Origin of the sequence: Rufibacter sp. XAAS-G3-1, from assembly GCF_013623775.1 — a bacterium.
In the GTDB taxonomy this organism is placed as follows: Bacteria; Bacteroidota; Bacteroidia; order Cytophagales; family Hymenobacteraceae; genus Nibribacter.
Genome location: NZ_JABFAM010000004.1, coordinates 408378 through 434196, shown reverse-complemented (window position 1 = coordinate 434196; position 25819 = coordinate 408378). Strand labels below are relative to the sequence as shown.

Sequence of the window (25819 nt, the reverse complement as noted above, 5' to 3'; positions counted from 1 at the left end):
GGGTTGTATGTTCGCTCTGTTAGTCTACAGTTTTGCCTTGCAGGTTTGGGCATCTACCACGGCAATGGCTACCATGTTGATGATTTCCCGCACCGAGGAACCTAGCTGTAAAATGTGTACTGGCTTCCGCATGCCCATCAAGATTGGGCCAATGGCCTCGGCCCCGCCGATTTCCTGCAAAAGTTTATAGGCAATGTTACCCGCTGCCAGCCCCGGAAAGATAAGGGTGTTAGCCCCCACGTTGGCCAGTTCACTGAACGGATAGTGTTCGCGCAGCAGATCTGGGCTTAAGGCGGTGTTGGCCTGCATCTCGCCGTCAATGATCAGGTCTGGGTAGCGAAGTTTGGCCAGGCGGGTGGCCTCGCGGGTTTTGGTAGGTACTTGCCCAGAACTAGACCCGAAGTTGGAGTACGAAAGCACCGCCATGCGGGGTTCGCGGTCAAAGAAACGTACGTAACGGGCCGTTAACCCAATGATGTCTACCAGTTCCTCGGCACTGGGCTGCAAGTTCACCGTGGTATCTGCGAAGAAATAAGGTTCTTTTTTGTTCTGGATAATGTACATGCCCGCCACTTTGTTCACGCCTTCCTCTACGCCAATGACGTGCAGCGCCGGCTTGATAGTAGAAGAGTATTCGCGGGTAAGCCCGGAGATAAGAGCATCGGCCTCGCCGGTTTCCACCATCATACAACCAAAGTAGTTGCGGTCACGCACCAGTTTGCGGCAGTCAAACAAGGTCAAGCCTTTGCGTTTGCGTTTCTCATACAGCAAGTGGGCGAACTTCTCGCATTTGGCGTCTTCTTCACGCGGGTCAATGATCACGCTGCCCGTCAAGTCCATGTTAAACTCGGTGATCATTTCCTGGATGCGCGCCCGCTCGCCCAATAGAATAGGGTAGGCCAGCTTCTGCTCCAGAACGGTTTGTGCCGCTTTCAGGATTTTGTAATGATCGGCTTCGGCGAAGACCACCGTTTTAGGATTCTGACGGGCCTGGGTGAGCACGCGGTTCATCAGTTTCTGGTCAATGCCAATGCGGGCCTGCAGTTCCTGATGGTAGCGCTCCCAGTTCTGGATAGGATGGCGCGCCACGCCAGAGTCCATGGCCGCTTTGGCCACCGCCGGACTGATGGTAGTGATCAAACGTGGGTCTAATGGCTTAGGAATCAAGTACGTGCGGCCGAAGGCGATGGAGTTATCGCCGTATGCTTTGTGTACGATGTCCGGCACGCCTTCTTTGGCCAATTCTGCCAGGGCGTACACGGCGGCCAATTTCATGGCTTCGTTGATTTCAGTGGCGCGTACGTCCAAAGCACCTCTGAAGATGTAAGGGAAACCCAGTACGTTGTTCACCTGGTTAGGATGGTCTGAACGGCCGGTGGCCATGATCAGGTCTTGGCGGGTGGCCATGGCGGTTTCATAGGCAATTTCGGGGTCTGGGTTGGCCAGCGCGAAAATGATGGGGTCTTTTGCCATCAATTTCACCAATTCGGGCGCTAAAACGTTACCGGCGCTTAAGCCCACAAACACATCGGCCCCGTCCATAGCCTCGGCCAGCGAGGTGATTTTGCGCATGGTCACAAACTGGGCGCGGTAGATGTCCAGGTCATTGCGCTCTGGGTTGATGATGCCGTCTTTGTCAAACATGACAATGTGGTCAATCTTCACACCCAGTTCCAGGTAGAGCTTGGTGCAGGCAATGGCCGCAGCCCCTGCGCCGTTCACCACCATCTTAATTTTGGAGATGTCTTTGCCCACTACTTCCAAAGCGTTCAACAAAGCCGCGCTGGAGATGATGGCGGTACCGTGCTGGTCATCATGCATGAGCGGAATGTTCATCTGCTCGCGCAGGGCATTCTCAATCTTGAAGCTTTCTGGGGCCTTGATGTCTTCCAGGTTGATGCCACCAAACGTAGGCTCCAGGGATTTTACAATCTGGATGAATTTCTCGGGGTCGGTTTCGTTTATCTCAATGTCAAACACGTCAATTCCCGCGAATTTCTTGAAAAGAACGCCTTTTCCTTCCATCACTGGTTTGGAGGCCTCTGGGCCTATGTTGCCTAAACCTAGTACGGCGGTTCCGTTGGTGATGACGCCTACCAGGTTGCCTTTGGCGGTGTATTTGTAAACGTCGTCTTTGTTGGCGGCTATTTCTTTACAAGGCTCTGCTACGCCCGGCGAGTACGCCAGGGCTAAGTCCATCTGCGTGCTCACCATTTTGGTAGGCACCACCTCTATCTTGCCGGGTTGTCCCTGGCTGTGATAATTCAGCGCGTCTTCCTTGTTTATTTTAATCATGTCCTTTTGGTCGTGTTGTAGTGGTCTATGGGATTCTGCCGCCAAACCAACGCTTGCCTGGCGGTGAATAATTTCAAGTTGCTATCTTTTTTCCAGTTGCGCAAGTAAGCTTCTGGTTTCTATCTTTTCTGTTTTAGGCCTGATTTAAGCAAAACACCTTAAAAACAAATAGCATCCCAAGCCTGAGCCAGAGATGCTATCTTTCTAGTGGGGGCATAATCAGCCTACAATCAGCTTCATGCCGGGTTTTAGGTCGTCGCCTTTCAGTTTGTTCGCTTTCTTGAGTTCCTCCACGCTCACGTTGTTGTAACGCTTAGAAATATTCCAAAGGGTGTCGCCGGGTTGCACGTGGTGTACAGTCTGTGGTTTCTCTACTACTGCCTTTCTCCCTGCGTTTTTCTTTGCAGAAACAGTTGGGATGGAAGCGTTGCTCTTAGGCATACCTTCTGCGTTAGGGCCCGCGTTTTTGCCAGCAGTGGCAGGATAGGCTTCCGCCGAGGCCAGAAGCGTTGTTTCTGAGGCCGGAGCCTCATGCGTGTCTTTCAGTTCTTTGTTTTCTGGTTTGAACATCACCAGCTTTTGGTTTGCCACCAGCATATTCCCCGAAATCTTGTTCCAGGCTTTCAACTGCTCTACCGTTACGTTCTGCTCTTTCGCGATTTTGGAGAGATTGTCGTTGCGGCGCACCGTGTAGAGGATTTTAACAGTGCTGTCCCCAGAGATCGGTTCGGCTTTGGCCAGCAGGGTGTTGGGTGCTTCCTGTAAGGCGGGTAGTTTGGTTCTGGCCGGGGCTCTGTGAGGGGCCACGTAACGGGCCGAGTCCAGGATCGCCATTCTGTTTTCCGCCAGGAAAGGGCGAACATCGGCCGGAATGCGCAACGGGAAGTTGGAAACGTTGGCTGGAATGTGCTTCAGCTTCAGGGCTGGGTTCAAGTTGGCAATCTGGTCTTCGGGCAGGTTCAGTTGCAGCGCCAGCAGTCTCAAGTCTACGGGCTGACTGATGAGCATGGTGTCCACGGCAATAGGCGTCTGCACGTTGGCCGGGTGCAGGTTGTGGTCTTCGGCGTGGTTCAGCGCGTAGACCAGGGCGGTGAAAGAGGGCACATACGCCCGCGTTTCTTTGGGTAAATACGGGTAAATGCCCCAAAACGTCTTTTTGCCTCCTGATCTCGCAATCGCTTTCCTAACGTTGCCCGGGCCGCAGTTGTAGGCCGCCAACGCCATTTCCCAACTCCCGAACATGCGGTACAGCTGTTTCAGGAACTTGCAGGCAGCCTCGGTGGATTTCTCAGGATCCATGCGCTCATCCAGGTAATGGTTTTGCACCAGTCTGAAGTCGTTGGCCGTGGGCGTCATGAACTGCCACAGCCCCACGGCTTTGGCCGAGGAAACCGCTTTGGGCAATAACGCAGACTCCACCACCGCCAGATATTTCAGCTCGTCAGGCATGTTGTGCTTGGCCAGGTACTTCTCAAACATGGGGAAGTACATCGGCTTGCGCTCCAGCACCCGGCGGGTGTATTTCCGGTTCCGGATAGTGAAATAATCAATCAACCCTCTTACCTGCTTGTTAAACTCCAAGGGAATCTCCTGTTCCAGGCAGCTCAAGCGATCCTGGATAAGTTCATCGGTTTCTACCGGAATGAACTCTACGGAGTCTACGGGTGCCTTGAGAGAGTCTTGGAGGGGCATTACTGGTAAATCCTGGACGGTGGCTTGGCGGGCCTGGGCGGCAGAGCCAAGGCCAAGCGAAAGAACAAGGCCAGCAAGAAAGGTAGAGGTGCGCATTAGGCGGTTACGTGTGGTGGATGGTTCATCAGGTGTTTGGAGAAGGCGAAAAGCTGCTCTTCCCCAAAAGCTTTGGTCATCACTTGCACCCCAATCGGTAGCCCTGCGGCGTCATGCCCGATTGGTAACGAAATAGCCGGAATGCCCGCCAAATTCGCCTGTACTGTGTAGATATCCTCCAGGTACATGGCCAGCGGGTCTTTGGTGTTTTCCCCTATCTTGAAAGCCGTGGTAGGGGTGGTAGGTAAAATCAGAAAATCATATTGGCTTAAAAGCTCATCGGTTTTCTCTTTGATGAGGCGGCGTACCTGTTGCGCCTTGGTGTAGTAAGCGTCATAGTAATCAGCAGAAAGCACAAACGTGCCCAGGATAATGCGGCGCTGCACTTCCTTCCCGAAGCCTTCGGAACGGGTTTTCTTGTACATAGAGGCCAAATCTGTCGCGTTCTGGCTCCGGAAACCGTACTTCACCCCGTCGTACCGGCCCAGGTTGGAACTGGCTTCGGCGGTGGTGAGAATATAGTAAGTAGGTACAATATAGTCTAAGAAATGGAATTCTACCGGCTCAACGGTATGGCCGTCAGTCTGTAATTGATCTAGGACACCCTGTACGGCAGTTTTTACCTCATTATTCAGACCCGGGCTCTCAAAAGAGTCACGGATGAACCCGATGCGGGCCGGGCGGTCAAAGGTCAGGTTCTGGCTGTAAGCGGGAACCGGGCGCTGGCTTACGGTGGCGTCAAACTCATCAGACCCGGCCATCACTTCCAAAAGAAGCGCGGCATCTTCCACGCTCTGCGTGATCACGCCAATCTGGTCAAAAGAAGAGGCGTAGGCGATAAGCCCGTAGCGCGAGATGCGGGAATACGTAGGTTTCATGCCCACCACGCCGCAATACGCCGCCGGTTGGCGCACAGAACCACCGGTATCAGACCCGATGGAAGCTAAACAAAGGTCGGCTTGCACGGCCACGGCCGAACCTCCCGAAGAACCGCCCGGTACGCGGGTAGTATCTACTTCATTAAGGGCAGGGCCGAAAGCCGAGTTCTCGTTGGAACCGCCCATGGCAAACTCGTCGCAGTTCTGGCGGCCAATGATGATGGCGTCCTCGGCCAGCAGGCGTTGCACAGCGGTGGCGGTGTACAAAGATTTGAAACCATTCAGGATTTGGCTGGAGGCCTGGAGCGCGTGACCCTCGTAGGCCAACACGTCTTTGATGCCAATCACCATACCGGCCAGTTTGCCGGCGGTACCGGCTTGTAATTTGGCATCCACTTCTTCGGCTTGCCGAAGGGCCTCTTCTTCAAACACCTCCAGAAACGCGTTGAGATGGCGCTTGGTGTGGATGTTCTGGAGGTAACGCTCCACCAGTTGACGGCAAGAGAGTGCGCCTCGGCCTATCTCCTCGCGGATAGCGTCAAGGGAGGTATAACGCATGTATTAAACGTTGGGGTTGTTGGGGGTTGGGTTCGGGTTGACAGGCGCGTTGGTATAAGGCGCATTGTCATTGTTGTAGGGCGCGCCGCCGTTGTTGTACGGGGCGTTGTTGTTATAACTGGGGTTCGGGTTGGTGTAGCCCGGGCCGTTGTTATGAGTGTTTCTGTTCTGGTTTGTATTGGAATACCGGTCATCATTGGCCGAGTTCTCAATATCATTCTTGATCTCTTTGGTGGCGTCTTTGAACTCCCGGATGCCTTTCCCTAAGCCGCGGGCCAGGTCTGGAATACGCTTGGCGCCAAACAGCAGCAGAACGATCACCAATAAAGCGATAATTTCGCCGGTTCCTAAGTTGCCGATGAATAATAGGCTGGATAACAACATAGCAGTACTAATAAGGTGTTAAGAGTGTAAAATTAGGGTATAATTTTCAATTACTAGGTACATCAGGGCAAGTTTAAAACGGAGAGGCGGGTGGGCTATTTTAAAACCCGTGGAATATTAATAATCCGTTTTTGCGCTGTTTTCCTGAAAATGCCCGCAAAGGAGCCAGAACCTACGTTTTTTTAGCGGCTTCCGGTTTTTTGCGTAGGTTTACTACTGCGATTAAATTTTTCTCTGTGCTCCGGAAGATTCTCTTTTTTCTTACGTCTCTCTCTACCCTTTGGCTATTGCTGGGCGTAGCCTGCCAGTACGTGCCACCGCACATTTTCTGGCCCGCCGGGTTTGTGGCCTTGTCCTTGCCAGGTGCCTTGGTGCTGAACGGAGTCTTGTTGTTGCTCTGGCTCTGGCACAAGCCGCTGTGGGCATTGTGGTCGGCCATGCTCATTTTCCTGTTCTGGGGGCAGCACACCCGGTACTTCAACCTGGGTGGCTCAAAAGCGAGTCTGGCCCCCCAGGCGCAGCAAATCAAAGTGCTCAGCTACAACGTGCGGGTATTTAATGTTTACAAGCATTTGCACGAGGCAGACCCAGGCCTGCCGGAAAAAGAAATGCAATGGGTAGCTGAACACCCCGCCGATATTCTCTGCCTTCAGGAGTTCTACCATGATAAAACCGAAAACGCCTATAACAGCCGTAAGCGGATAGGCAAACAGCAGAACCGGGAAATCTACGTTGGGAAAGCCCTCACCAACAGCATTGGCGCTGAGTTTGGCCTGGCTATTTTTTCCAAGTTCCCCATCATTAATAAAGGCACCGTCACCTTTGAGCGCCCCACCAAAAACCAGGTGATTTTTGTGGATGTGAAACTGCCTTCCAAAGATACCCTGCGCGTCTACAACATGCACCTGGAGTCCATGGCCATAGAGGAGAAAGATGTGGCCGAGGCCATCCAAAGCGAAGCAGGTCTTAAAACCAAAGGCCGCAACGTAGCCCGAAGGCTCAAAGGAGGGTTCATTGCCCGCAGCCACCAGGTAGAACGACTGCTAGAGCATATCAAATCCAGCAAACACCCGGTACTGCTCTGCGGCGACTTAAACGACTTGCCTAGTTCCTATACGTACCAGCAATTACGCCGGCACCTGAAAAATGGCTTCGAAGAAGGCGGCAGCGGTTTTGGGTTCACCTACAACGGCAAACTCCCCATCAGAATAGACAACCAATTCTATAGTGACCGCCTGGAACTTCTCCAATTTGACGTTCTTAACCAAATCCAGTTCACCGACCATTTCCCGCTGGAGGCGACCTATGTGTTGAATGCGCCTTCTGCAGAGGAAGGAGATTGATTGTTTTGAGGCTAATTTTTGAGAAACAGGCTAAAAATAGCAGTTGGCGTAGACACTCGTAGGTCTGAAGACACTACGAGGTCTTTTGAGTTGGCGGTATTGCTGAGAGAGACAGCAATGCGTGTGACCGGCAGGTGTAAACATCCCCCTTCGCCCCCTTCAAAGGGGGAGTATCTGCTTTAGTGGGGTAGATACTTAAAAGGTAAAGTTAAGTCAATTCACTCTGCTACTTTCCCCCGTTCCAGTCTTCCCAGAGCGCGCCTCGCTTTTGGCCCTGTTTTGGCGAAACTAAGCGAAAAAGGCTTCCCGGGCTGAAAGGGCAGTGCGAGAGGGGAAGACGGGGCCTCGCGGCCGTGAGCGCATACCGGCAAAGATGAAACAATACAGCACTTGAACCCACGCAACAAGCGCACAAGCCAAGGGAACAGCATAAGGCGTGCACCAACTAATACCTACGCAAAAAGCCGCCACGCCAGCAACAGCAAACGGCATGCACAAAGAGAACTTCCGTTTCAACCCTGTTTTCCAGAAAACAAGCCTAAAACCGCTAAACCCTCCTCATCAGCATAAAAGAAAAAAGCAGCTTATACCCACTAACGCCGTACCGTTACCACAAGTACCAGTAAGTTTTATAATTTTGCCGCATGAACCACCCATTGTCTTTATATAATACGCTCACCCGTACCAAAGAACCGTTTACCCCACTAGAGAGCCCGTTCGTGGGCCTGTACGTCTGCGGGCCTACCGTCTACGGCGATGCGCACTTGGGCCATTCCCGGGCGGGTGTGGTGTTTGACGTGCTTTCCCGGTACCTGCGGTACGTAGGCTACAAAGTGCGTTACGTGCGCAACATCACCGATGTAGGCCATTTGCAGAACGATGCCGACTCGGGCGAAGATAAAATCCAGAAGTTCGCGAAGGCCCACCAACTGGAACCCATGGAGGTGGTACACCATTTCACCAACCGCTACCACGAAGACCTGGCGCAACTGAACGTTATCTCCCCAGACATTGAGCCCCGCGCCTCTGGCCACATCATTGAGCAAATCCAGATGATTGAGGAGATTCTGGAGAATGGCCTGGCCTACGTGTCCCACGGGTCGGTGTACTTTGACGTGCCGGCTTATAACCAGCAGCACAACTACGGAAAACTCTCCGGCCGCGTGATTGAGGATTTGATGACCAACACCCGCGAAGACCTGGAAGGGCAGGAGGAGAAACGCTCACCGCTGGACTTCGCCTTGTGGAAAAAAGCCTCCCCTACGCACATCATGCGCTGGCCTTCGCCCTGGTCAGAGGGTTTCCCGGGCTGGCATTTGGAGTGCTCGGCTATGAGCCGGAAATACCTGGGCACGCAGTTTGACATCCATGGGGGCGGATTGGATCTGATGTTCCCGCACCACGAGTGCGAGATTGCGCAGAGCCAGGCCAGCCACAACCACACCGATGCCGCGCGCTACTGGGTACACAACAACATGATCACCATGAACGGCAAGAAGATGGGCAAGTCGCTGGGCAATTTTATCACCCTCCGCGAGTTATTCACGGGCGAGCATGAGTTGTTGCAGCAAGCGTATTCGCCTATGACGGTGCGGTTCTTCGTGTTGCAGGCGCACTACCGCAGCACCCTGGACTTCAGCAATGAAGCCCTGCAAGCCGCGCGCAAAGGCTACCTCAAAGTAATGAACGGCCTGCGCATTTTAAACCAGTTGACGTATCCGGCCGGGGCCGAAAACCTGGACGCCAAAGCCGAAGAGGAAATCAAGAAACTGACCGCGGAGTTGTTCGTGCCCTTGAACGATGACCTGAACACGGCCAAATCCATTGCGTCACTGTTCAATCTGCTCAAGAAAATCAACAGCATGCATACCGGAGGTTTCAAGCTGGAGACCATTTCCCAAGAGACCTTTGAGCAGATGCGCACCCAGTACCGGGCCTTGGTGTTAGACGTGCTGGGCCTGAAAATAGAACAGACCGCCGATGCCCAATCGCTGCTGGAAGTGGTGCTGGGCTTTTACAAAGAAGCGAAAGAAACCAAAGATTACGGCAAGGTAGATGCCATCAGGGCGCAACTGAAAGGGCAGGGCATTGTGATCAAAGACATGAAAACCGGTATAGACTGGGCTTATGAAGAATAACATGAAAGTTCTGGCTTTAGGCCTGTTCCTCGCCGCCGCGCTGCCCGCCTGCGACAAAAAGACGAACTCAGACACCGCTACCGTTGAGCAACCGGCGGCTGCGGAAACCGTGAACGTGTCGGCGTTCAACGCCGATTCGGCGTACCAGTTTGTCGCCAGGCAGGTATCGTTTGGCCCCCGCGTGCCTAATACGCCCGCGCACCGCGCCTGCGGCGATTATCTTATAGGTAAACTGGAAGGCTACGGCGGTACCCTGCAGGTGCAGTCTTTTACTGCCAAAGCCTATGATGGCACGACGCTTGATCTGCGCAACATCATGGCACAGTTCAACCCCCAAGCCAGCAAGCGCATTTTACTGGCCGCCCACTGGGACACCCGGCACGTCGCCGATAAAGACCCGCAGAACCCCACCACCCCCATAGATGGCGCCAACGACGGAGCCAGCGGGGTGGCCGTTTTGCTGGAGATTGCGCGGCAGTTACAGGCCAACCCGCTGAAAGGTGATGTGGGCGTAGATATCATGCTCTTTGACGGCGAAGACTACGGCCAGCCCGACAATGCCGGAGATTACATTCCTGATACCTGGTGTTTGGGTTCGCAGTACTGGGCTAAGAACCTGCTGCCCAAAGGCTACACCGCCAATTACGGTATTCTGCTGGACATGGTAGGGGCGAAAGGGGCGCGTTTTGCGCGGGAAGAAACCAGCCGGGTCTACGCCGGCGATGTGGTGGAGAAAGTCTGGAAAACCGCCCACCAACTGGGTTACTCAGACTATTTCCCGTTCCAGGATAGCCCCGGCATTACCGATGACCACACCTACGTGATCCAACACGCCAACATCCGGATGGCCGACATTGTGGCCTATGACCCTTCCAGCCCAGACGGCTTCTTCGGGCCGTACCACCATAGGCATACTGATAACATGGACATCATTGACCGCAACACTTTGAAAGCCGTGGGCCAGACGGTGTTGCACGTGGTCATGACCGAACAGTAAGAAATAAGAGCTTGTTTACATTTGAGGTTTGCTGGCGAAAACGGCCAGAGAAAGGTTCTGCGGAAGCGTTTTTTGAGCTGCGTAGCAGCGCTACGGGGCGAGAAAAAGGCGAACGCAGGTTCTTTTTATGGCCGTTTGTAGCGCAAAGATGAAATTTAAATAAGCTCTAAGCTGTCAACCGTTTTAAAGCCGTTTTCCGGAAAAGAGCCGGGAAACGGCTTGGTGTTTTTTAAGGCTTCAGGAAAGAATTAGCTGTCTTGCGTATCACCCGTGATGAACTAAGAAAGGAGAGGGCTTTGTATGGAATACCTCACAGACAGAATCACGCTTGATGAAAGCATCTGTAACGGCAAGCCTACCATTAGGGGGAAGCGAATTGCGGTGCAGACCATTCTGGAATTCCCTTCAGCCGGGGAAACGCCCGCGGGAATCCTTCGTCAGTTCCCGTCTCTGGAGAAAGAGGATATCACGGCATGCCTTCAGTTTGCCACAGCCCCAATGAACAGGAATTACGTGCTGAAAACGGTAGCCTAACCTGCCAGACGTGAGCTTGCCTTATTACTTTTCCCTTTGGAAGACGGCAGACTACATCCATCAAAAAGACATCAATGATAACTTGGGCAGACGCCCAAATCTGGCGCTACGCCCAAGAAAACAACCTGACCATTGTCTCAAAAGATGCAGATTCCTCCAGCCGTCTCCTCCTGAGGCAACCGCCGCCAAAAGTGATCCACCTCCGGTACGGGAACATGAAAATGCATGAGTTCTTCCTGGCCACCGTCTAGGTTTGGGAACAGGTGCTAGCCTTAAACCAAACCCATAAACTGGTGAATGTTTTCAGAGATCGCCTGGAAGGAATTAACTAAATCTGTTTTAAGCCCGTTTTCCCAAAAATAACCTAAAAACGAGTTGGGGTATAGTGCAGTGAAACGCTTTCTGCGGTGACCTGCAGCATCGCTTCGCGGCCAACCACCAGCGCCAGGTTACGCTCTACGTGCCCTACGGGGAAATCAAAGCAGATGGGGTAGCCATAGCCTCCGCAGTGCTCCAGAATAATCTGCGGCACATCTCTCCCGAACGGAACGGCCGTGTCCTTCATATCTGAAAATTGACCCACTACCAGCCCAGCTAGTTTCTCCAGTTTTCCCAGGCGGCGCAGATGCACCAGTACGCGGTCTATGTTGTAGTAGTGTTCGCCCACGTCTTCCAGAAACAGAATCTTACCGGTATACTCTACCTCTGACGCCGTGCCCGTAATAGTGTCCAGCAGAATCAGGTTGCCGCCCACCAGTTGGCCGGTGGCAGCACCCAGCACGTTGAGCGGATTGGCCGGAGTGGCGTAGGAAAGCGGTTCCCGGAACAAGATCCGGCGCAGTGATTCATCGGCTTCCCCCGTTTCGGGCTTACCCATGAGCAGGGGCATGGTGCCGTGTACGCTTTCCAGGCCCAGCGTGTGCAAGTGGCAGAGCATGGCGGTGATGTCACTGAACCCAATCACCCACTTCGGGCTTTTCTGGAAGCCGCTGAAATCTATCTGATCCAGGATGCGGGTGGTGCCGTAGCCGCCGCGGGCCGAGAAAACCGCTTTGATTTCGGGATTGTCCAGCATCTGTTGGAAATCGGATCTCCGCAGTTCATCGGCCCCGCCCAAGTAGCCGTCTTCCGCGCCCACGCTTTTGCCCAGCACCACGCGCAATCCCCAGGTTTCCAGTAACCGAACGCCATCCTGAATGTCTTCTAAACTTACTTTTCGGGCTAAACAAACAATGCCAACGGCATCTCCTTTCTGGAGGGCAGGGGGTGTAATCACGGGTAAACTCGGTTTGAAATACAAGCTTCCAAAGTACTCAATATTTTTGAGCGACAACGGTTTTAAGCTTGTTTTTGAGAAATCAGCCTTGAAACGCTCCCGGTGTCTCCGTATACCCTATCTTTCCTTCTCCATTCCTAATTCGTAAATATAAAGTGGCCCGCATCAAGATAGACCTTCCCGCGCATTTCGCTTTCCAGACTGAACTCCCCATCCGTATCACTGATCTCAATTATGGCGGGCACTTGGGCAACGATGCGCTGCTGAGTTTGCTGCATGAGGCCCGCATGCGGTTTCTGCAGACGCACGGCTACTCAGAGATGGATTTTGCCGGGGCGGGGCTGATCATGTCTGATGTGGGCATCGTTTACAAAGGCGAAGGTTTCTACGGCGATGTACTCACCGTGCAGGTACAGGCCACCGAGTTCAGCAAGTACGGCTTTGACCTGGTGTACCGGCTTTCCACCCAAAACGGCAAAGAGATAGCCCACGCCAAAACCGGAATGCTGTGCTTTGATTACCAGTTGCGCAAGCTGAAAACTATTCCGCCGGAAGCGCGGGAGCGTCTGGAAACTAAAGCGTAAGATATTTTGTACCTTTGTAGTATGAGTACCACATTGATCCCAGACATAGAGATTCTGAACCGGCAGGACATCCGGAAACTGTCTTTAGACCAGCTCAAGGCCTGGATGACGGAGCAGGGCGAAAAGCCGTTCCGTGCCAAACAGGTCTACGAATGGGTCTGGAAACTGACGGCCACCTCGTTCGCGGAGATGAACAACATCAGTCTGCCGCTGCGCGAGAAGCTGGAGCGTTCCTTCACCATCAACAGCGTGGCCGTGAACACCAGCCAGCTGAGTTCAGATTATACCATAAAATCCACGTTCCGGCTTTATGACGGAAATATAGTAGAAGGGGTCTTGATTCCGCACCCTAAACGGATGACCGCCTGCGTGAGCAGCCAGGTGGGTTGCTCCTTGACCTGCTCTTTCTGCGCCACCGGCAAGATGGATCGCATTAGAAACCTGAACGCCGACGAGATCTATGACCAGGTGGTGCGCATCAAGGAGCAAACTGAGAGCAACTACAACCGTCCGTTGACCAACATTGTGTACATGGGCATGGGCGAACCGCTCCTGAACTACGCCAACGTGATGAAGAGCATTGAGCGCATCACCGCGCCCGATGGCCTGAACATGGCGGCCCGCCGCATCACGGTCAGTACCGCCGGCATTGCCAAGATGATCAAGAAAATGGCCGATGACGGCATCAAAGCCAACCTGGCCTTGAGCTTGCACGCCGCCAATGACACCAAGCGCAACGAGATCATGCCCATCAACGAGACCAACTCATTGGAAGCCCTGAAAGAAGCGTTGGTCTATTACCATGAGAAAACCGGCCGTAAGGTGACCTATGAGTACATCCTGCTCAGCCACTTCAACGATAACCCCGAGGATGCCCAGGAACTGCTTCAGTTCTCCAAGATCATCCCGTGTAAGGTGAACATCATTGAGTACAACCCCATTGACGGCGGCCAGTTCCAGAAATCAAGCGATGACCGTCTGGAGCCGTTCATGCGCTACCTCGCCGACCGAGGCGTACAGGTGAACGTTCGGCGCAGCCGAGGCAAGGACATTGACGCCGCCTGCGGGCAGTTGGCCATCAAGGATAAGAAAGAAGCTGAAGCATAAAGGTCAACGGCTAGTATAAAACAGAAAGGGCACCGATCATATCGGTGCCCTTTCTGTTTCTGGCCCGTTTTCTGTGAAATAGCCTTAAACCAGTTTACAGCGGTTTGGAGCGCAAGGCATCCCTGATCTCGGTGAGCAGTACTTCTTCTTTGGTGGGCGCGGGCGGAATATCGGGCGAGGCCGCTTTCTTGCGTTTTAGGGAGTTCATCAGTTTGACCACCATGAAAATAGCTACGGCGATGATAAGGAAGTCAATGAGCGTCTGGATGAAGTTACCGTAGTTCAGGGTCACATCGGTCAGTTTGCCGTCGGCGTCCAGCACGCCTTGTTTCAATACCAGTTTCAGGTCTTTGAAGTCCACGCCGCCCAACATGATCCCGATGGGCGGCATGAGGATGTCGTCTACCAGGGAACTCACGATCCTCCCAAAGGCGGCCCCAATCACCACCCCTACGGCCAGATCCACCACGTTGCCCCGCATGGCAAACTCTTTGAACTCTTTGGTCATTGACATAAGGTATTTTTTTAAAGGTTCGGTGAAATAGAGATTAGTGTGTATTCACTACCAGTGTGCTAGCAATCGTGTCGGGCAACCTTTGCCTGCGCGCTCAAAATGCAAGGGTAGTGGTGTTCTCCATAGGAAGCAAAGAGACTTAATTTTAGCTAAATATATAATAAAATCTACATAAGTCAATAAGAAGCACCCTTACGCTCCCTTATTTCCGCTGGCGGGTTTCCTTCAGGAACCGCTCCAGCCCTTTCCTGATCTGCTGGGCCATGTCTTCCTGGAACTGCGGGTTGATGAGACGCTGCTCGTCCTCGGGGTTAGAGGCGAAGGCGGTCTCCACCAGCGCGTTGGGGTATTCGGTGGGGGCGTTGAGGGCGAAGTTGAAGCCGCCGATGTTCCCGAACTCCTTCAAGTCCAGCTCCAGCACTTCTTCATACAACGCCTGCGACAACGGCCGGAACGCCAGGTGGCGGTAATAGGTGCTGGTGCCCTGCACCTCGGGGCGGCCGGACGAATTCACGTGGACGCTTACCAAGATATCGGGCTGCGCTTTTTTCAGCATACGCACCCGTTCCATGGTGTCAAAGGTGACATCGGCCTCGCGGGTCATGAGCACGGTGGCGCCTTTCCGCTGAAGTTCCTGCTGGAGGAGTTTGGCAATCTTGAGCGTGATCTCCTTCTCTGGAATGCCCGTTTTGCCGGTGGCCCCGGTGCTGGTGCCGCCGTGGCCCGCGTCTACGGCAATGGTGAGGTGCTTCAATTTCAGTTTCTCCGGCTGGCGTTTTATCTTGACCACCAAGGATGTGCCCTGATACCCCACACTGTAGCCCCAGGCCTGCGGATGCTTTAAGTCGATAATCATGCGGTACACGTCTGAGGCCACCTGTTGGTACTGCACGTTCTTGACTTCGCGCAGCGTGCGGTGCAGCGTCATCCAGTTGGTGTTGGAGACGGCTCCGTAGATGTCCACGATGATGCGGGATGGATTCACGTCCAGGTACGAGGTATAAGGCAAGCGTTGGCCTACCGCCACCCGTACGTAGTCATATTTGCCGTTGGCATCATCGCCGGTCACGCTCCAAGAGCTGGTGAGGCTCTCGCCGGGGTAGGCGGTGGGGCCTTCCAGTTGCACCTGCTGCACCGGCATGTAGGCGTTGAGGGTATTGGACAGTTTAATCTTATAATCCCGCCCACTCTTGCCGATAATCTGCACGCGCACCAGCGAGTCTAAAAAGCCCATCTTGGCCCCGCCCAACCGGTCTTCGCCCAGGCCATAGTTCATGTACGGCATCTTGCCCTGCGTTAAACCATAGAGAGGCTGGGCCGGGTTAAGGATTGTGACTTTGCTGGCGGTGCCGAAGACGGTGTACGGGTACAGATCGGTGGTGTCATCTACCAGCACCGGCACATTGAGGTTGGGGAGTTTATCGCCGGGCTGCACAACGTAGGTGCCCGCGTATACCCCCGCCTCGCCTTTGTTCTGCGCCGCCGGCAGTTCTGGCAACGGGTGTTTGTTCCAAAGACTCACCTTGAGGCCCGTTCTCGCTTTCACCCGCACATTCAGCCGGTCGCCGGGTTGGAGCCAGAGTTCAGCGTCGGGTTGGGTGCGCACGTATTCCACTTTAAGGGAATCAACCGCCGCGGGCGTAATGGTTCTGGTAGCCGGGGCTGATTTTGCCGGAACGGTCTGCGCCCCGGCCCACTGGGCGAAGAGGCAAAAAAGAAGGAGGAAAGTGAAGGGTTTCATAAGCGGGAAATGGTCTAGCGGCCAAGATAAGGGTTCTGCGATGTTTCTGGCAACAATTTGTCAAAGAGGTTCTGCTGTTTTTAGGCCGATTTCTTGAGAAAGGACTTAAAACAGCAGAACCTCACCCCCAGCCCCGTCTCCCGCGTTTTGGGGCTGTTTTACGGAAAATAGGCCGGAAACGCGGAAATTAAATTCCGGTAGAGACCAGGCACTGCCTTGCCTCGGGCACGCATTGCTTTCTAGGGTTGGTTTTTCCTGCGGGTGCAAGTCTCCTTGCTTCGTCCCAGCGTTTTTGGGCTGTTTTGGGGGAAACAGGCCCAAAACGCGGAAACCTGTGAGGTCTCCAAGACCTCACAGGTTTAGAGTAAACTGGCGCGAGACTTTAGTCTCGTGACCTAGGATGAAGCGAGTCTCCGGACTCGCCGGGAACCATCGGCAGGAGGGCGTAACATTGGTTGGCAAGTTTTAGACCTTTCTTCTACTCCGTCTCTTTCTTTTCCTTCAGCATGATCGCATCCACGTTCTTGCTGCGGATGAGCTGGTTCAGGGCCGGCAGGTCGGTGGCGAAGACTTGGTTGAGTTTCTGTAGTTGGGTATCTATTTGGGCCGTCACTTCCTTCTGGAACGCATACATCTGGTCGGTCGGCCGGAAATCCCCTACGGAGGCTTGGGAGGCCAGGTTTGCCAGTTTGTTGTTCAGCCGGATAGGGTAGTTCAAAGGGTCCTGGCCGCTGCGGTTCTTGGTTTGGTACAGCGTCTCTTCCACCTCGGTCATTTTCTGGTTCATCGCCTTGGCGGCATCCAGCACGTCTTTCATGTCGGCGCGACCTGCAAAACGGGCGGTGACGGCGTTCATCTGGGTACGGGCTTCGCGTATTTTGCTGATGGCGTCGTGCGTCTCGGTGAGTTTGTCGCGCACGCTGAGCAGGAAGGCCTGTTGCGCCTGCAAATCGGCGAGCGGCGTTTGGCTGCGCGGGTCTTGCAGAATCTCGAACTCGGTTTCCTGCGGTTGGCCGTTCACGGTGAGGCGGGCTTGGTAGGTGCCCGGAATGGCTTTAGGGCCTTGCGTGCCGCCGCCCCACAGAATCATGCCCTCAAAGCGCGATGCCTCGGGGTAGGTCATGTTCCAGACAAAGCGGTTCAGGCCGGTTTTCGCCTCCAGTTTGTCGGCGGCTTCTTTGGCGCCGTAGGTGTATTTCTTGATCGGCTTACCGTCTTTCTCCAGAATCTCCAGGGCTATTTTAGAAGTGGTATCTGGGGCGGTAGGCAAATAGAAATGCACCATCACGCCCCCCGGGTGGTTCTGGCCCTCAAACTTGGTATTGGCGGCGTTACTGCCCAAGGTTTTGTAGGTAGGCATGGGTTTGAACAGGTGAAACTTGCTGTCGGCTAACTGAGGCGTTAACTGGTGCAGTAATGTTAAGTCATCCATGATCCAGAAACCCCGGCCCTGGGTGGCAGCAATGAGGTTGTCGTTCTTGATGGTCAAATCGGTGATGGGCACCAACGGAAGGTTCAGGCGGAACGGCTTCCAGGAAGCACCATCGTTGAACGATACGTACATGCCGTACTCGGTGCCGGCGTACAGCAACCCGGCTCTTTTAGGGTCTACACGCACCACACGGGTAAAGTGCGTGGCCGGAATACCGGAGGTGATTTTAGTCCAGGTTTTCCCGTAATCTGCCGTTTTGAACAGCAGCGGCTGGAAATCGCCGGTTTTGTAGAGCGTGGCCGCCATGTATAGCACGCCTTTTTGGGTGGGGTGCGGGTCTACGCTGTTAATCATGCTCCACTCGGGCAGGGCCTTGGGGGTGACGTTGGCCCAGGTTTTGCCCGCATCACGGGTCACGTGTACCAAACCGTCATCAGAACCCGTCCAGATCACACCTTCCTCGGCGGGAGATTCCATGGCCGCGAAGATGGTGCCGTAGTACTCCACGCTGGTATTGTCTTTGGTGATGGGGCCGCCCGATGGGCCTAGTTTGGTTTTGTCGTTGCGCGTCAAATCCGGGCTGATGACTTCCCAACTCTGGCCTTCGTTGGTGGTCACGTGCAGGTGGTTGGACGCGGTATACAGCCGGTTCGCAGTGTGCGGTGAGAAGAAGATGGGGAAGTTCCACTGGAAGCGGTACTTCATGCCCTCGGCGCCATGGCCCATGGGGTTGTCTGGCCACACGTTGATGGTGCGCTCAAAACCGGTTTTATGGTCTAGCCGCCCGATGAAGCCGCCGTAGTTTCCGCCGTACACAATCTCGGGGTCTTTGGGGTTCACGGCAATGTGCGCGCTTTCAGAACCCGCGGTTTCCTCCCAGTCGTGCAGCCCGATGCTGCGGCCGCTGGTGCGGCTGGCAATTCTCACGGCGCTGTTGTCCTGCTGGGCTCCGTAGATGCGGTACGGGAAAGCGTTATCCGTCACTACGCGGTAGAACTGACCCGTAGGCTGGTTGTCAGGCGTGCTCCAGTTCTCACCGCCGTCAAAGCTTACCTGCGCGCCGCCGTCATCGGCCAGAATCATGCGTTTGGGGTCTTCGGGGGCAATCCAGAGGTCGTGGTGGTCTGAATGTGGCGTAGGAATGGATTTGAACGTCTTGCCGCCGTCGGTGGAATAATGGTGGCCTACGTTGAGCACGTACACACCGTCTACGTTCTGCGGGTCGGCGGTGAGGCGGGTGTAGTACCAGGCCCGTTGGCGCAGGCTGCGGTCTTCGTTGACCTTCGTCCAGGTTTCGCCGCCGTTCTCTGAGCGGAACAAACCGCCGTCTTCGGCTTCCACCAAGGCCCACACGCGCTGGTTGTTTACCGGGGAGACGGTGACGCCAATGATGCCCAAGGTGCCTTTTGGCAAGCCGGTGGCGCGGGAGATTTCTTTCCAGGTATCGCCACCGTCGGTGCTTTTCCAGATACCGGAGCCGGGGCCGCCAGAAGAAAGGCTGTACGGCGTGCGTTGTATGCGCCAAGAGGTGGCGTACAGGTTCCGGGGGTTCACCGGATCTATGGTGAGGTCTACCACGCCCACCTCGTTGTTCACGAACAGCACGCGTTCCCAGTTCTTGCCGCCGTCTTTGGAGCGGTACACGCCGCGCATGTCGTTGGGGGCGTAGATGTTGCCCATTGCCGCCGCGTACACCAAATCAGGGTTCTTGGGGTGGATGCGCACGCGCGAGATGTGCTTGGAATCTTTCAGTCCGATGGATTGCCAGGTCTGGCCCGCATCCACGGATTTCCACATGCCAAAACCCGAAGACACGTTGCCGCGCACGGTTTTCTCGCCTTCGCCCACGTAAATCACATTGGGGTCGGCCTCGCTCACGGCCACCGCGCCAATGGAACCCCCGAAGTACTTGTCCGAGATGTTCTCCCAGCTGGAACCACCGTCTTTGGTGCGCCACACGCCGCCACCCGTCGCCCCAAAATAGTAGAGGTTCGGTTTGCCCGGTACGCCGGTCACGGTAGCCGAACGCCCGCCCCGGTACGGCCCAATGGAGCGCCAAGTCATCCCGTTGTACAGTTTTTCGGGATACGGGTCTTGCGCCGCTTTCTTGTTTTTGGCCGTACTGGCTTTCGGCTTTTTCTGGGCCTCAGCGGCGAAGGGCGTTAAAAAGGTCAAGCCGCCCAGCAGCAAGGGAAGGCACTGCCGGAAAAACCGGGTGGAGTAGGGGTGTTGCATGTGGTTCTGTTTGTTAAGGTGGTGTTTGGAAGGTGGCGGGTAAGCTGATGAAAGGTACTAAATAAGCCGAAAAGCGCCTCGTTTTCTGCCTGTTTTCTGGTAAACGGCCCTGAAACGGAAGGTGCGTTTATCCTCTCAAGAAAGGAATATCAAGAAAAGTAAAAATTTATGCCAAGGCTTTTCCCGATGCGCCTGCTCTGCGGCAAACATAGTCGCAGCCTAGGTGAGGACGTTTATGGTTGTATAGAAACACCACCTGCTTTAGCACTGACTTGACCTGAGCCGACGAGGATACCTGTCGGTGACTCAGGTGCTTCTAAATAAAGCCTCTATATTTAAAGAAACTTTATTATCATATTTAATCATGGTCTCAAATGCTTATTTACAGGAATTAAGGTTCAGACAGGATTCTGAAACGAACCCCAATAAATACCCCTTTGATTTGCCGGCTTTCAATAATTTTGACGGGATTAGATTTGGAGATGAGGTAACGTACCTAGTCGGAGAAAATGGCATGGGTAAATCAACTGTTTTAGAGGCCATCGCCCTTTCCTGTGGTTTCAACCCGGAAGGGGGAACAAAAAACTTCAGTTTCTCCACAAGGGCTTCCCATTCCGATCTTTATAAGTATATTCATTTATCTAAAGGTTATAAGCAACCAAAGGATGGGTTCTTCTTACGCAGCGAGAGCTTCTATAATCTAGCGACTCAGATTGAAGAGTTAGACAAAGGCGGCGGCGGGAAACCTATAATTGATTCATACGGAGGCAGGTCACTGCACGAACAGTCCCATGGGGAATCATTCTGGGCTCTTTTCATGAATAGGTTCAGCGGGAATGGGATATATATCTTAGATGAACCTGAGGCTGCCCTTTCACCCACACGGCAGATGGCGATGCTTGTTCGTATGAAAGAACTAATCAGCAATAAATCTCAGTTTATCATTGCCACGCATTCGCCAATCGTTTTAGCATATCCCGGCGCGGTTATCTATGAACTGTCAAGTTCCGGGTTTAAGGAAGTTGCTTATAAGGAGACGGAATTGTATTCCGTCACAAAAGAATTTATTAACAATACCGATAACATGCTGAATATTCTATTGCAATAAGATAGTAGTGAGATGCTTTACTTATTCCGTCGGGAAATCTACAAAAGATGGTGGTAAGCCTACACACTAAGAGCAACTTGGAACTGGTGCGGAAGCGCTGAAAATTGTCAGTGAAGAAATTATAAATACGGCAAGACTTCTATTATAGGTAGTGTGTTTAAAGTAAGGATGGCATTTTTGCCAATTTCTCAAGGTTATAGCTGTAGAGGAAGTATCGTATTGCCAGCCGGTGGTTCTCCCATGACCTGGAGAAGGAGAGTGTCTTCCTCACCAGCCTGGCGCACCTTTGGCGCAGGGTGTTGTTGAGCCGCTCCATCTTCGTGGTCTCCCTCTTTCCCTCCGGCTGGTGCTGCCCTTTTGCGAACACAGCCCCGTAGGCCTCCAGCCCATCCGTGAAAACCAGTGCCTTTTCCCGTAGCTTTTGCGGGATGCTCAGCCACAGGCCCATCGCCCCTTCCGTGTCCCGCTCCCCCAGGTGGAAGCCCACCACCAGCCCCGTGCGCCGCTCCATGGCCAGCCACAGCCACACGGGGCAGTCCTTGGCGCCCACGAAGCCCCACTGCTCGTCGGCCTCCACGCACAGCAGCCCCACCTCCGTCTCCTCCAGCCTGCCCTGTGGCAGACGTTCTGCGGCCCCCTGCCACAGGGCCTTCACGCGCGGCACCAGCCAGCCTACGCTCACCTTGAGCAGGCGGGCTATGGCCCGCAAAGAGAGCCGCTCCAAAAGCAGCCCCCTTAGCAACTCATCGCGGCTGAAGAGCCTTTCCGGCTCACGTTCTACCGCCTGCCTGCGGCAGTGGCGGCACTTGTAGTTCTGCTTTGAGTGGTAGCTCTTGCCGTTTTTCACTATCTTCGGACTATGGCAGTGGGGGCAGGTGGTCATAGGAATAAAGGTTTGGCGATCTCTATTCCTTAACGCCTGCTCCTCATTGCTGATTCCGCAATAAGCCCATCCTTACTTTAAGTAAACTACCCTATTATATAGCAATAAAATAATTATATAATTTACAAAAACGGCCTCGAAACGAAAGATGCGTTTATCCTTTTTTCTCCATGTCGCGCAGCAGGCGCACCGTCATATAGCCTAACCCAACCGCCAGCACGGCAATGGCCGCCCAAATGAGCAGCTTGGAGTTTTGGGCCTGTTTCGGCGTTTTCGGCCCCGAAACGGACTGCAGGTTCTGCACTTGGAGAACAGGAATATCCTGCGGAATGCTGTCCTGGAAGAACTGCAGGTCATAGTCGGGGGCGTTCAGTTTCTCGTTCCCGAAGCGCAGGGTGTAGGTTTGGTGGGGTTCCAGCGCGGCCACCAGGTACCGGTTCAGTTGCAGCACTTGGACGGAGTCAATGGTCAACGGCGGATTGTCGGCGTTCTCAATCTGGATAGTCAATTCCTCTACTTTTTGGCGCGGCAACTCCAGCACGGCGGGCGCGTTGGAATGAAGCAGCAACGGCACAGAAATCTCCTCCATCCGGGCGCGGCGGCGTCTTTTTCTGCGGCGTTCCTGCCCCTTCTGCTTGCCCATAATTACCTGCCCCGACCGGAAGTACAGATGCGGCGCCGAGATGTGGAAAACGATTTGCTCGGGGTACACCGGTTGCCCGAAACGCAGGTGCAGATACGTAGTCTGGTTCTGGGTGCTGTCTACGCGGGTGAGCGATTGGATAGGAATGCGGGTGTACTTGCCGGCCTCTGAATACGTGTCATAGTAACCGGCCTGCAGGATGTTGAGCGGGGCACTGGCAGAGTCGTTCAGTTGAAGCCGGAAATACCGGTAATCGCTTAATGGGAAATCCAGCAACTTGACCTCGGCGGTGCTTCTGGGGTTCCGGATGGCGTACAGCACGTCCTGTTCCTTGAGCACGTACCAATTCTGCTGGTCATCGCTGCCGCTCAGAGAAACCTGTTTCCGGACTTCGGCATTGCCAATCTGGAGGCTGATGTTGTTTATGCGCCTTTTTTCCGGATTGTGCACCAAAAGCTCAGACACGCCGCCCGGCTGACGAGTATAACGCAGGATTTGGTAGGGCTTGAACAAGGTGCGGTACTGTACAGGAGACTCTGTGCGTACCAAATACGGAACCGCTTGCCCCTTGCCTTGGAACAACCGCAGGTCTTCCAGATTAGGTTGTGCGTGGCCCGTGACCTGCGGAGAAAGCAGAATACGGTGGTAGCCCGGCTGCGGCACGGGGCCCAGTTGGGCTTGCCAGGCAAACTCCTGCGCCTGGCTGGGGAGAACGCGCAAAAGCAATCCAACTAAAAGGAACAGCAATTTACGCGTCATCGGAAACAGGGCTAGCATCCACGGGTTTGGTTTCTCCTTCTAATATAAGGTTTTTGAGCTTCTGGTACATAAACGAAATCACCAGTAGCAGGACGCCCAGACAGATAAACGCGGCAATCTTGCCACCCTCCGACATATCCCGCACATCAAACAGGAACAGTTTAAGCAAGGTCAGGAAGAACAAAGTAAGCGAGATGATGCGCAGCGTTTTGATTTTCCGGGACATGCCGAGCATCATGAGCGCAAACGAAATCACGCCCCAGAGAATAGGAAAACCAATCTTCCGGATGTGGCTCATGGAGTTGTACAGCTCGGCGGAAGTGGGGTGCGACTTCAACAGCCAAAGATGCACCAACTCATAGCTCAGCAGAAACACCCCGGCGGCGCTCGCCAGCCACAAACTTATTTTTCCCAGTCTGCTGCCAAACCCGAACTGCTGCTGCACTTTTCTGAGCACCATCGCCAGCAACAGCACCAGCGTGAACAGCGGGAGGTAGTGGGTGAGAAAGGCTGATAAGGTCTCCGTTTGGTTGAACAGATAGCCGTTCCGGAGGTAGCTCGCCGAGGGTTGCAGGTTGGTGAGATACGCCAACAATCCCACCACCGACAGGCCCATGACAATTCTGCCGTAGACAGGATTGGGTAAACGGCCGCTCCACCACAGCAGGCCCAGCAAAAACAGGTAATGGAAGAAGCCCAGTACTTGAATCTGAACATCAACGCTCAGGGTAGAATGAGTCAGTTGGTGCTGTCCTTCCAGCAGCAGCACTAAGTACAGAAAAACCACCAGTAAAATGCCTACCACCGTACGGTACGAGGTCATGAACTTGCCTTGCAGAGAATCGGGGTTTTCGCGGGCTAAAAGCCACCAGGTTCCCGCCAGCGAGGCGACCACTACTACGCCGGTGACAAAAAGCTTGTTCAGGAGCAGTGGCAAACCTTCGCGGGAAATGGAATAATCCAGCCAGTCCATGCTCAGGCTTCCCAGCATCAAAAACAGCACCAGCACCGAGGCGTATTTGATGAGCTGAATGCCGGAACGCTGCGACAACCAGAGCAACAAGACCGCCTCCAGTGCCCAGAACAGCGTGATGTAATTCCCCTCTAACTGGATTGGCGCCGATAAACTCAGGAACGTCAAAACCAACCCAATGAGCAGGTACACCAGATTGCGGTCTACACGGTTGCTGCGATACAGCCCGTACGCAAACACGAAGTTGAAAACGCCTAATAAGATGGTGAACAAGCCCCGGTAACTGCCCCCGGCCACCTGCGACATCACGTACATGCCCACGCCGTAATACAGAAACGTGTTGCTTAACAGCATCAGAATCTCGGGCCCGGTGAATTTCCGGCGCTCCTTCACGTTGTAAATGATGGTCATCCCGAAGAACACCAGGTAAAACAGCGTTGCGAACACCAATGCGCCCACGTACGGCGGATTGACCATGCCCACCACCCGCGTGCCAAACCAACTGCCGAACAGCAGAATGGTAAACCCGTAGGCAATCAGGTTGAGCAGGTTCCACTTCTTGAAGTACGCCAGCACCAGAATGCCTACGTTCAGCAGCAAAATGAACACGAACAACACCACGTAATTGCCTTCGCCGGTACTCACCATGAACGGACTCCCAAACCCGCCAATCAACGCCAGCACCGCCAACTCCATGCGGTCATAGGCCACGGCCAGGAAAATGGTAACCCCCGTAATAGCCGCCATCAACAGAAACGCGACCGTCTGGCTGAAAATCTGGTACTCATGAAACGCAATAGCGATGGTAAAATACAACACCGCCATGCCCCCGCCAATCAGCACCGAACTGAACGCCTTGTACTCCTTCCGTAACCGATGCGCCACGCCCAACAAAGCCCCGCCCGCCAGCAAACCAATGGCTACGCGCCCCACTTCGTTTATCCAGTCCTGGTCAATGGCATACTTCACGAAGAACCCGATGCCCAGCACCAGAATCGCAATCCCCAGTTTGTTGATGAGGTTCTCGCCGATGAACTTCTCCCAATCCAGCTTGCGGGTGAAGATGGAAGGCTTGGCCGGTTCAGACTCCTGGAAAACAGAAGTCTCCTGAGTTGAGGTGAAAGCGGCCACCGGCACCGGTTCTGGAACGGGCGTTAGGGTAGATTGCTCAACTGGTGTTTCAACCAGAACCGGAATAGTTGGCGTGAAAACCGGCGGAGGTGTAGGAACAGGTGGCGCGGAAGGCTGCGCCGAAACTTGGGGCGGTGCCGAGGCAGCCCGGGAATCAGCATCCCTGCGCATCGCGGCGGCGGCATCTACCGGCGGGCGAACGGTGGAGCGGCTGAGTTGTTCGCGCAGGCGGGCCAGTTCCTCCCGTACGTCCTGCAGGTCGCGGCGGTGTTCCAGCAAATGGTTTGAGATTCTGGTGCCAAACCAAAGCGCTAACCCCACCAACACCAAAAGCAGCAATACCTCCATACAAGCCTGTTTAGTCCAGAGGCTATATTACAATTTTATCTTGTAAATAAGTAGGAGGGCTACATTGCTATTGCCAAAGGAAATGGGCCAGAATGCGTTTATTGCCTGTTTTCAAGAAATCAAGGCTGAAACAAAGTATTTATAACGTTGTCAGCTAGCGCGAGCTTGCA

The 25819-nt window shown here is 54.0% G+C and carries 19 protein-coding genes; 8 read left to right on the top strand and 11 right to left on the bottom strand.

Annotated elements, in window-relative coordinates; all coding sequences use genetic code 11:
• Positions 1–24: 24 nt before the first annotated feature.
• The 4 genes from HHO50_RS04310 to HHO50_RS21495 all read right to left on the bottom strand — a co-directional run bounded on the left by HHO50_RS04310 (position 25) and on the right by HHO50_RS21495 (position 5903).
• On the bottom strand, positions 25–2295 hold the full coding sequence (locus HHO50_RS04310; protein ID WP_181304758.1) for an NADP-dependent malic enzyme: 2271 nt from the start codon (positions 2293–2295) through the stop codon (positions 25–27).
• Positions 2296–2514: 219 nt separating this feature from the next.
• Entirely contained in the window at positions 2515–4083 is a 1569-nt protein-coding gene (locus tag HHO50_RS04305) for a lytic transglycosylase domain-containing protein (protein ID WP_181304757.1), read from the bottom strand.
• Positions 4083–5519, bottom strand: a complete 1437-nt coding sequence (gene gatA / locus HHO50_RS04300) for an Asp-tRNA(Asn)/Glu-tRNA(Gln) amidotransferase subunit GatA (RefSeq protein WP_181304756.1) — start codon at positions 5517–5519, stop codon at positions 4083–4085. The genes HHO50_RS04305 and gatA overlap by 1 nt, the downstream gene beginning before the upstream one ends.
• A 3-nt stretch (positions 5520–5522) precedes the next feature.
• A complete protein-coding gene (locus HHO50_RS21495) occupies positions 5523–5903 on the bottom strand; it encodes a twin-arginine translocase TatA/TatE family subunit (RefSeq protein ID WP_219921434.1) in 381 nt (126 codons plus the stop codon).
• Positions 5904–6139: 236 nt separating this feature from the next.
• Here HHO50_RS21495 and HHO50_RS04290 point away from each other — a divergent pair, with 236 nt between their 5' ends.
• The 5 genes from HHO50_RS04290 (at position 6140) to HHO50_RS04270 (ending at position 11166) form a co-directional block, all read left to right on the top strand.
• Positions 6140–7246, top strand: a complete 1107-nt coding sequence (locus tag HHO50_RS04290; RefSeq protein ID WP_181304755.1) for an endonuclease/exonuclease/phosphatase family protein — start codon at positions 6140–6142, stop codon at positions 7244–7246.
• Positions 7247–7890: 644 nt separating this feature from the next.
• Positions 7891–9384: a cysteine--tRNA ligase gene (gene cysS, locus HHO50_RS04285; RefSeq protein ID WP_181304754.1), complete on the top strand. Its 1494-nt coding sequence runs from the start codon at positions 7891–7893 to the stop codon at positions 9382–9384.
• Positions 9374–10381, top strand: coding sequence for a M28 family peptidase (locus tag HHO50_RS04280; RefSeq protein WP_181304753.1), 1008 nt, complete (start codon positions 9374–9376; stop codon positions 10379–10381). Before cysS ends, HHO50_RS04280 begins: the two co-directional genes overlap by 11 nt.
• A gap of 300 nt (positions 10382–10681) precedes the next feature.
• Positions 10682–10915: a DUF433 domain-containing protein gene (locus HHO50_RS04275; protein ID WP_181304752.1), complete on the top strand. Its 234-nt coding sequence runs from the start codon at positions 10682–10684 to the stop codon at positions 10913–10915.
• 74 nt (positions 10916–10989) lie between these two features.
• Complete coding sequence (locus tag HHO50_RS04270; RefSeq protein WP_255478586.1) at positions 10990–11166, top strand: DUF5615 family PIN-like protein; 177 nt, start codon at positions 10990–10992, stop codon at positions 11164–11166.
• A gap of 113 nt (positions 11167–11279) precedes the next feature.
• Here the strand turns inward: HHO50_RS04270 and HHO50_RS04265 are convergent, their stop codons facing one another.
• Positions 11280–12191, bottom strand: coding sequence for an LD-carboxypeptidase (locus HHO50_RS04265; RefSeq protein WP_181304751.1), 912 nt, complete (start codon positions 12189–12191; stop codon positions 11280–11282).
• Positions 12192–12346: 155 nt separating this feature from the next.
• Between HHO50_RS04265 and HHO50_RS04260 the strand changes: the two genes are divergently transcribed.
• Positions 12347–12775: a thioesterase family protein gene (locus tag HHO50_RS04260; protein ID WP_181304750.1), complete on the top strand. Its 429-nt coding sequence runs from the start codon at positions 12347–12349 to the stop codon at positions 12773–12775.
• Positions 12776–12796: 21 nt separating this feature from the next.
• Positions 12797–13882: a 23S rRNA (adenine(2503)-C(2))-methyltransferase RlmN gene (gene rlmN / locus HHO50_RS04255; protein ID WP_181304749.1), complete on the top strand. Its 1086-nt coding sequence runs from the start codon at positions 12797–12799 to the stop codon at positions 13880–13882.
• Between the two features lie 94 nt (positions 13883–13976).
• Here the strand turns inward: rlmN and mscL are convergent, their stop codons facing one another.
• The 3 genes from mscL to HHO50_RS04240 all read right to left on the bottom strand — a co-directional run bounded on the left by mscL (position 13977) and on the right by HHO50_RS04240 (position 19804).
• The gene (mscL, locus tag HHO50_RS04250) at positions 13977–14396 is read right to left on the bottom strand and encodes a large-conductance mechanosensitive channel protein MscL (protein ID WP_219921433.1); all 420 of its coding nucleotides are present in this window, start codon (positions 14394–14396) and stop codon (positions 13977–13979) included.
• A gap of 202 nt (positions 14397–14598) precedes the next feature.
• Positions 14599–16137, bottom strand: coding sequence for an N-acetylmuramoyl-L-alanine amidase (locus HHO50_RS04245; protein ID WP_181304748.1), 1539 nt, complete (start codon positions 16135–16137; stop codon positions 14599–14601).
• Positions 16138–16615: 478 nt separating this feature from the next.
• On the bottom strand, positions 16616–19804 hold the full coding sequence (locus tag HHO50_RS04240) for a glycosyl hydrolase (RefSeq protein WP_181304747.1): 3189 nt from the start codon (positions 19802–19804) through the stop codon (positions 16616–16618).
• Between the two features lie 364 nt (positions 19805–20168).
• On the opposite strand from HHO50_RS04240, the gene HHO50_RS04235 reads away from it, so the two are divergent.
• A complete protein-coding gene (locus HHO50_RS04235; protein WP_181304746.1) occupies positions 20169–20912 on the top strand; it encodes an AAA family ATPase in 744 nt (247 codons plus the stop codon).
• A gap of 157 nt (positions 20913–21069) precedes the next feature.
• On the opposite strand, the gene HHO50_RS04230 is transcribed toward HHO50_RS04235, so the two are convergent.
• The 3 genes from HHO50_RS04230 to HHO50_RS04220 form a co-directional block, all read right to left on the bottom strand.
• The gene (locus HHO50_RS04230) at positions 21070–21795 is read right to left on the bottom strand and encodes an IS1 family transposase (protein ID WP_181304745.1); all 726 of its coding nucleotides are present in this window, start codon (positions 21793–21795) and stop codon (positions 21070–21072) included.
• A gap of 154 nt (positions 21796–21949) precedes the next feature.
• Positions 21950–23197 (bottom strand): DUF3999 family protein, encoded by a 1248-nt coding sequence (locus HHO50_RS04225; protein WP_181304744.1) that lies wholly within the window; start codon positions 23195–23197, stop codon positions 21950–21952.
• The gene (locus HHO50_RS04220) at positions 23187–25649 is read right to left on the bottom strand and encodes a DUF2339 domain-containing protein (RefSeq protein WP_181304743.1); all 2463 of its coding nucleotides are present in this window, start codon (positions 25647–25649) and stop codon (positions 23187–23189) included. The genes HHO50_RS04225 and HHO50_RS04220 overlap by 11 nt, the downstream gene beginning before the upstream one ends.
• Positions 25650–25819 lie beyond the last annotated feature (170 nt).

Excerpts from the sequence above, each read along its gene's own strand:
- HHO50_RS04230 (WP_181304745.1), bottom strand. The coding sequence starts at position 21,795 with ATGACCACCTGCCCCCACTGCCATAGTCCGAAGATAGTGAAAAACGGC.
- cysS (WP_181304754.1), top strand. The coding sequence starts at position 7,891 with ATGAACCACCCATTGTCTTTATATAATACGCTCACCCGTACCAAAGAA.
- HHO50_RS04240 (WP_181304747.1), bottom strand. The coding sequence starts at position 19,804 with ATGCAACACCCCTACTCCACCCGGTTTTTCCGGCAGTGCCTTCCCTTG.
- HHO50_RS04305 (WP_181304757.1), bottom strand. The coding sequence starts at position 4,083 with ATGCGCACCTCTACCTTTCTTGCTGGCCTTGTTCTTTCGCTTGGCCTT.
- HHO50_RS04310 (WP_181304758.1), bottom strand. The coding sequence starts at position 2,295 with ATGATTAAAATAAACAAGGAAGACGCGCTGAATTATCACAGCCAGGGA.
- HHO50_RS04270 (WP_255478586.1), top strand. The coding sequence starts at position 10,990 with ATGATAACTTGGGCAGACGCCCAAATCTGGCGCTACGCCCAAGAAAAC.
- gatA (WP_181304756.1), bottom strand. The coding sequence starts at position 5,519 with ATGCGTTATACCTCCCTTGACGCTATCCGCGAGGAGATAGGCCGAGGC.
- HHO50_RS04235 (WP_181304746.1), top strand. The coding sequence starts at position 20,169 with ATGGTCTCAAATGCTTATTTACAGGAATTAAGGTTCAGACAGGATTCT.
- HHO50_RS04280 (WP_181304753.1), top strand. The coding sequence starts at position 9,374 with ATGAAGAATAACATGAAAGTTCTGGCTTTAGGCCTGTTCCTCGCCGCC.
- HHO50_RS04245 (WP_181304748.1), bottom strand. The coding sequence starts at position 16,137 with ATGAAACCCTTCACTTTCCTCCTTCTTTTTTGCCTCTTCGCCCAGTGG.
- HHO50_RS04220 (WP_181304743.1), bottom strand. The coding sequence starts at position 25,649 with ATGGAGGTATTGCTGCTTTTGGTGTTGGTGGGGTTAGCGCTTTGGTTT.
- HHO50_RS04275 (WP_181304752.1), top strand. The coding sequence starts at position 10,682 with ATGGAATACCTCACAGACAGAATCACGCTTGATGAAAGCATCTGTAAC.
- mscL (WP_219921433.1), bottom strand. The coding sequence starts at position 14,396 with ATGTCAATGACCAAAGAGTTCAAAGAGTTTGCCATGCGGGGCAACGTG.
- HHO50_RS21495 (WP_219921434.1), bottom strand. The coding sequence starts at position 5,903 with ATGTTGTTATCCAGCCTATTATTCATCGGCAACTTAGGAACCGGCGAA.
- rlmN (WP_181304749.1), top strand. The coding sequence starts at position 12,797 with ATGAGTACCACATTGATCCCAGACATAGAGATTCTGAACCGGCAGGAC.
- HHO50_RS04225 (WP_181304744.1), bottom strand. The coding sequence starts at position 23,197 with ATGACGCGTAAATTGCTGTTCCTTTTAGTTGGATTGCTTTTGCGCGTT.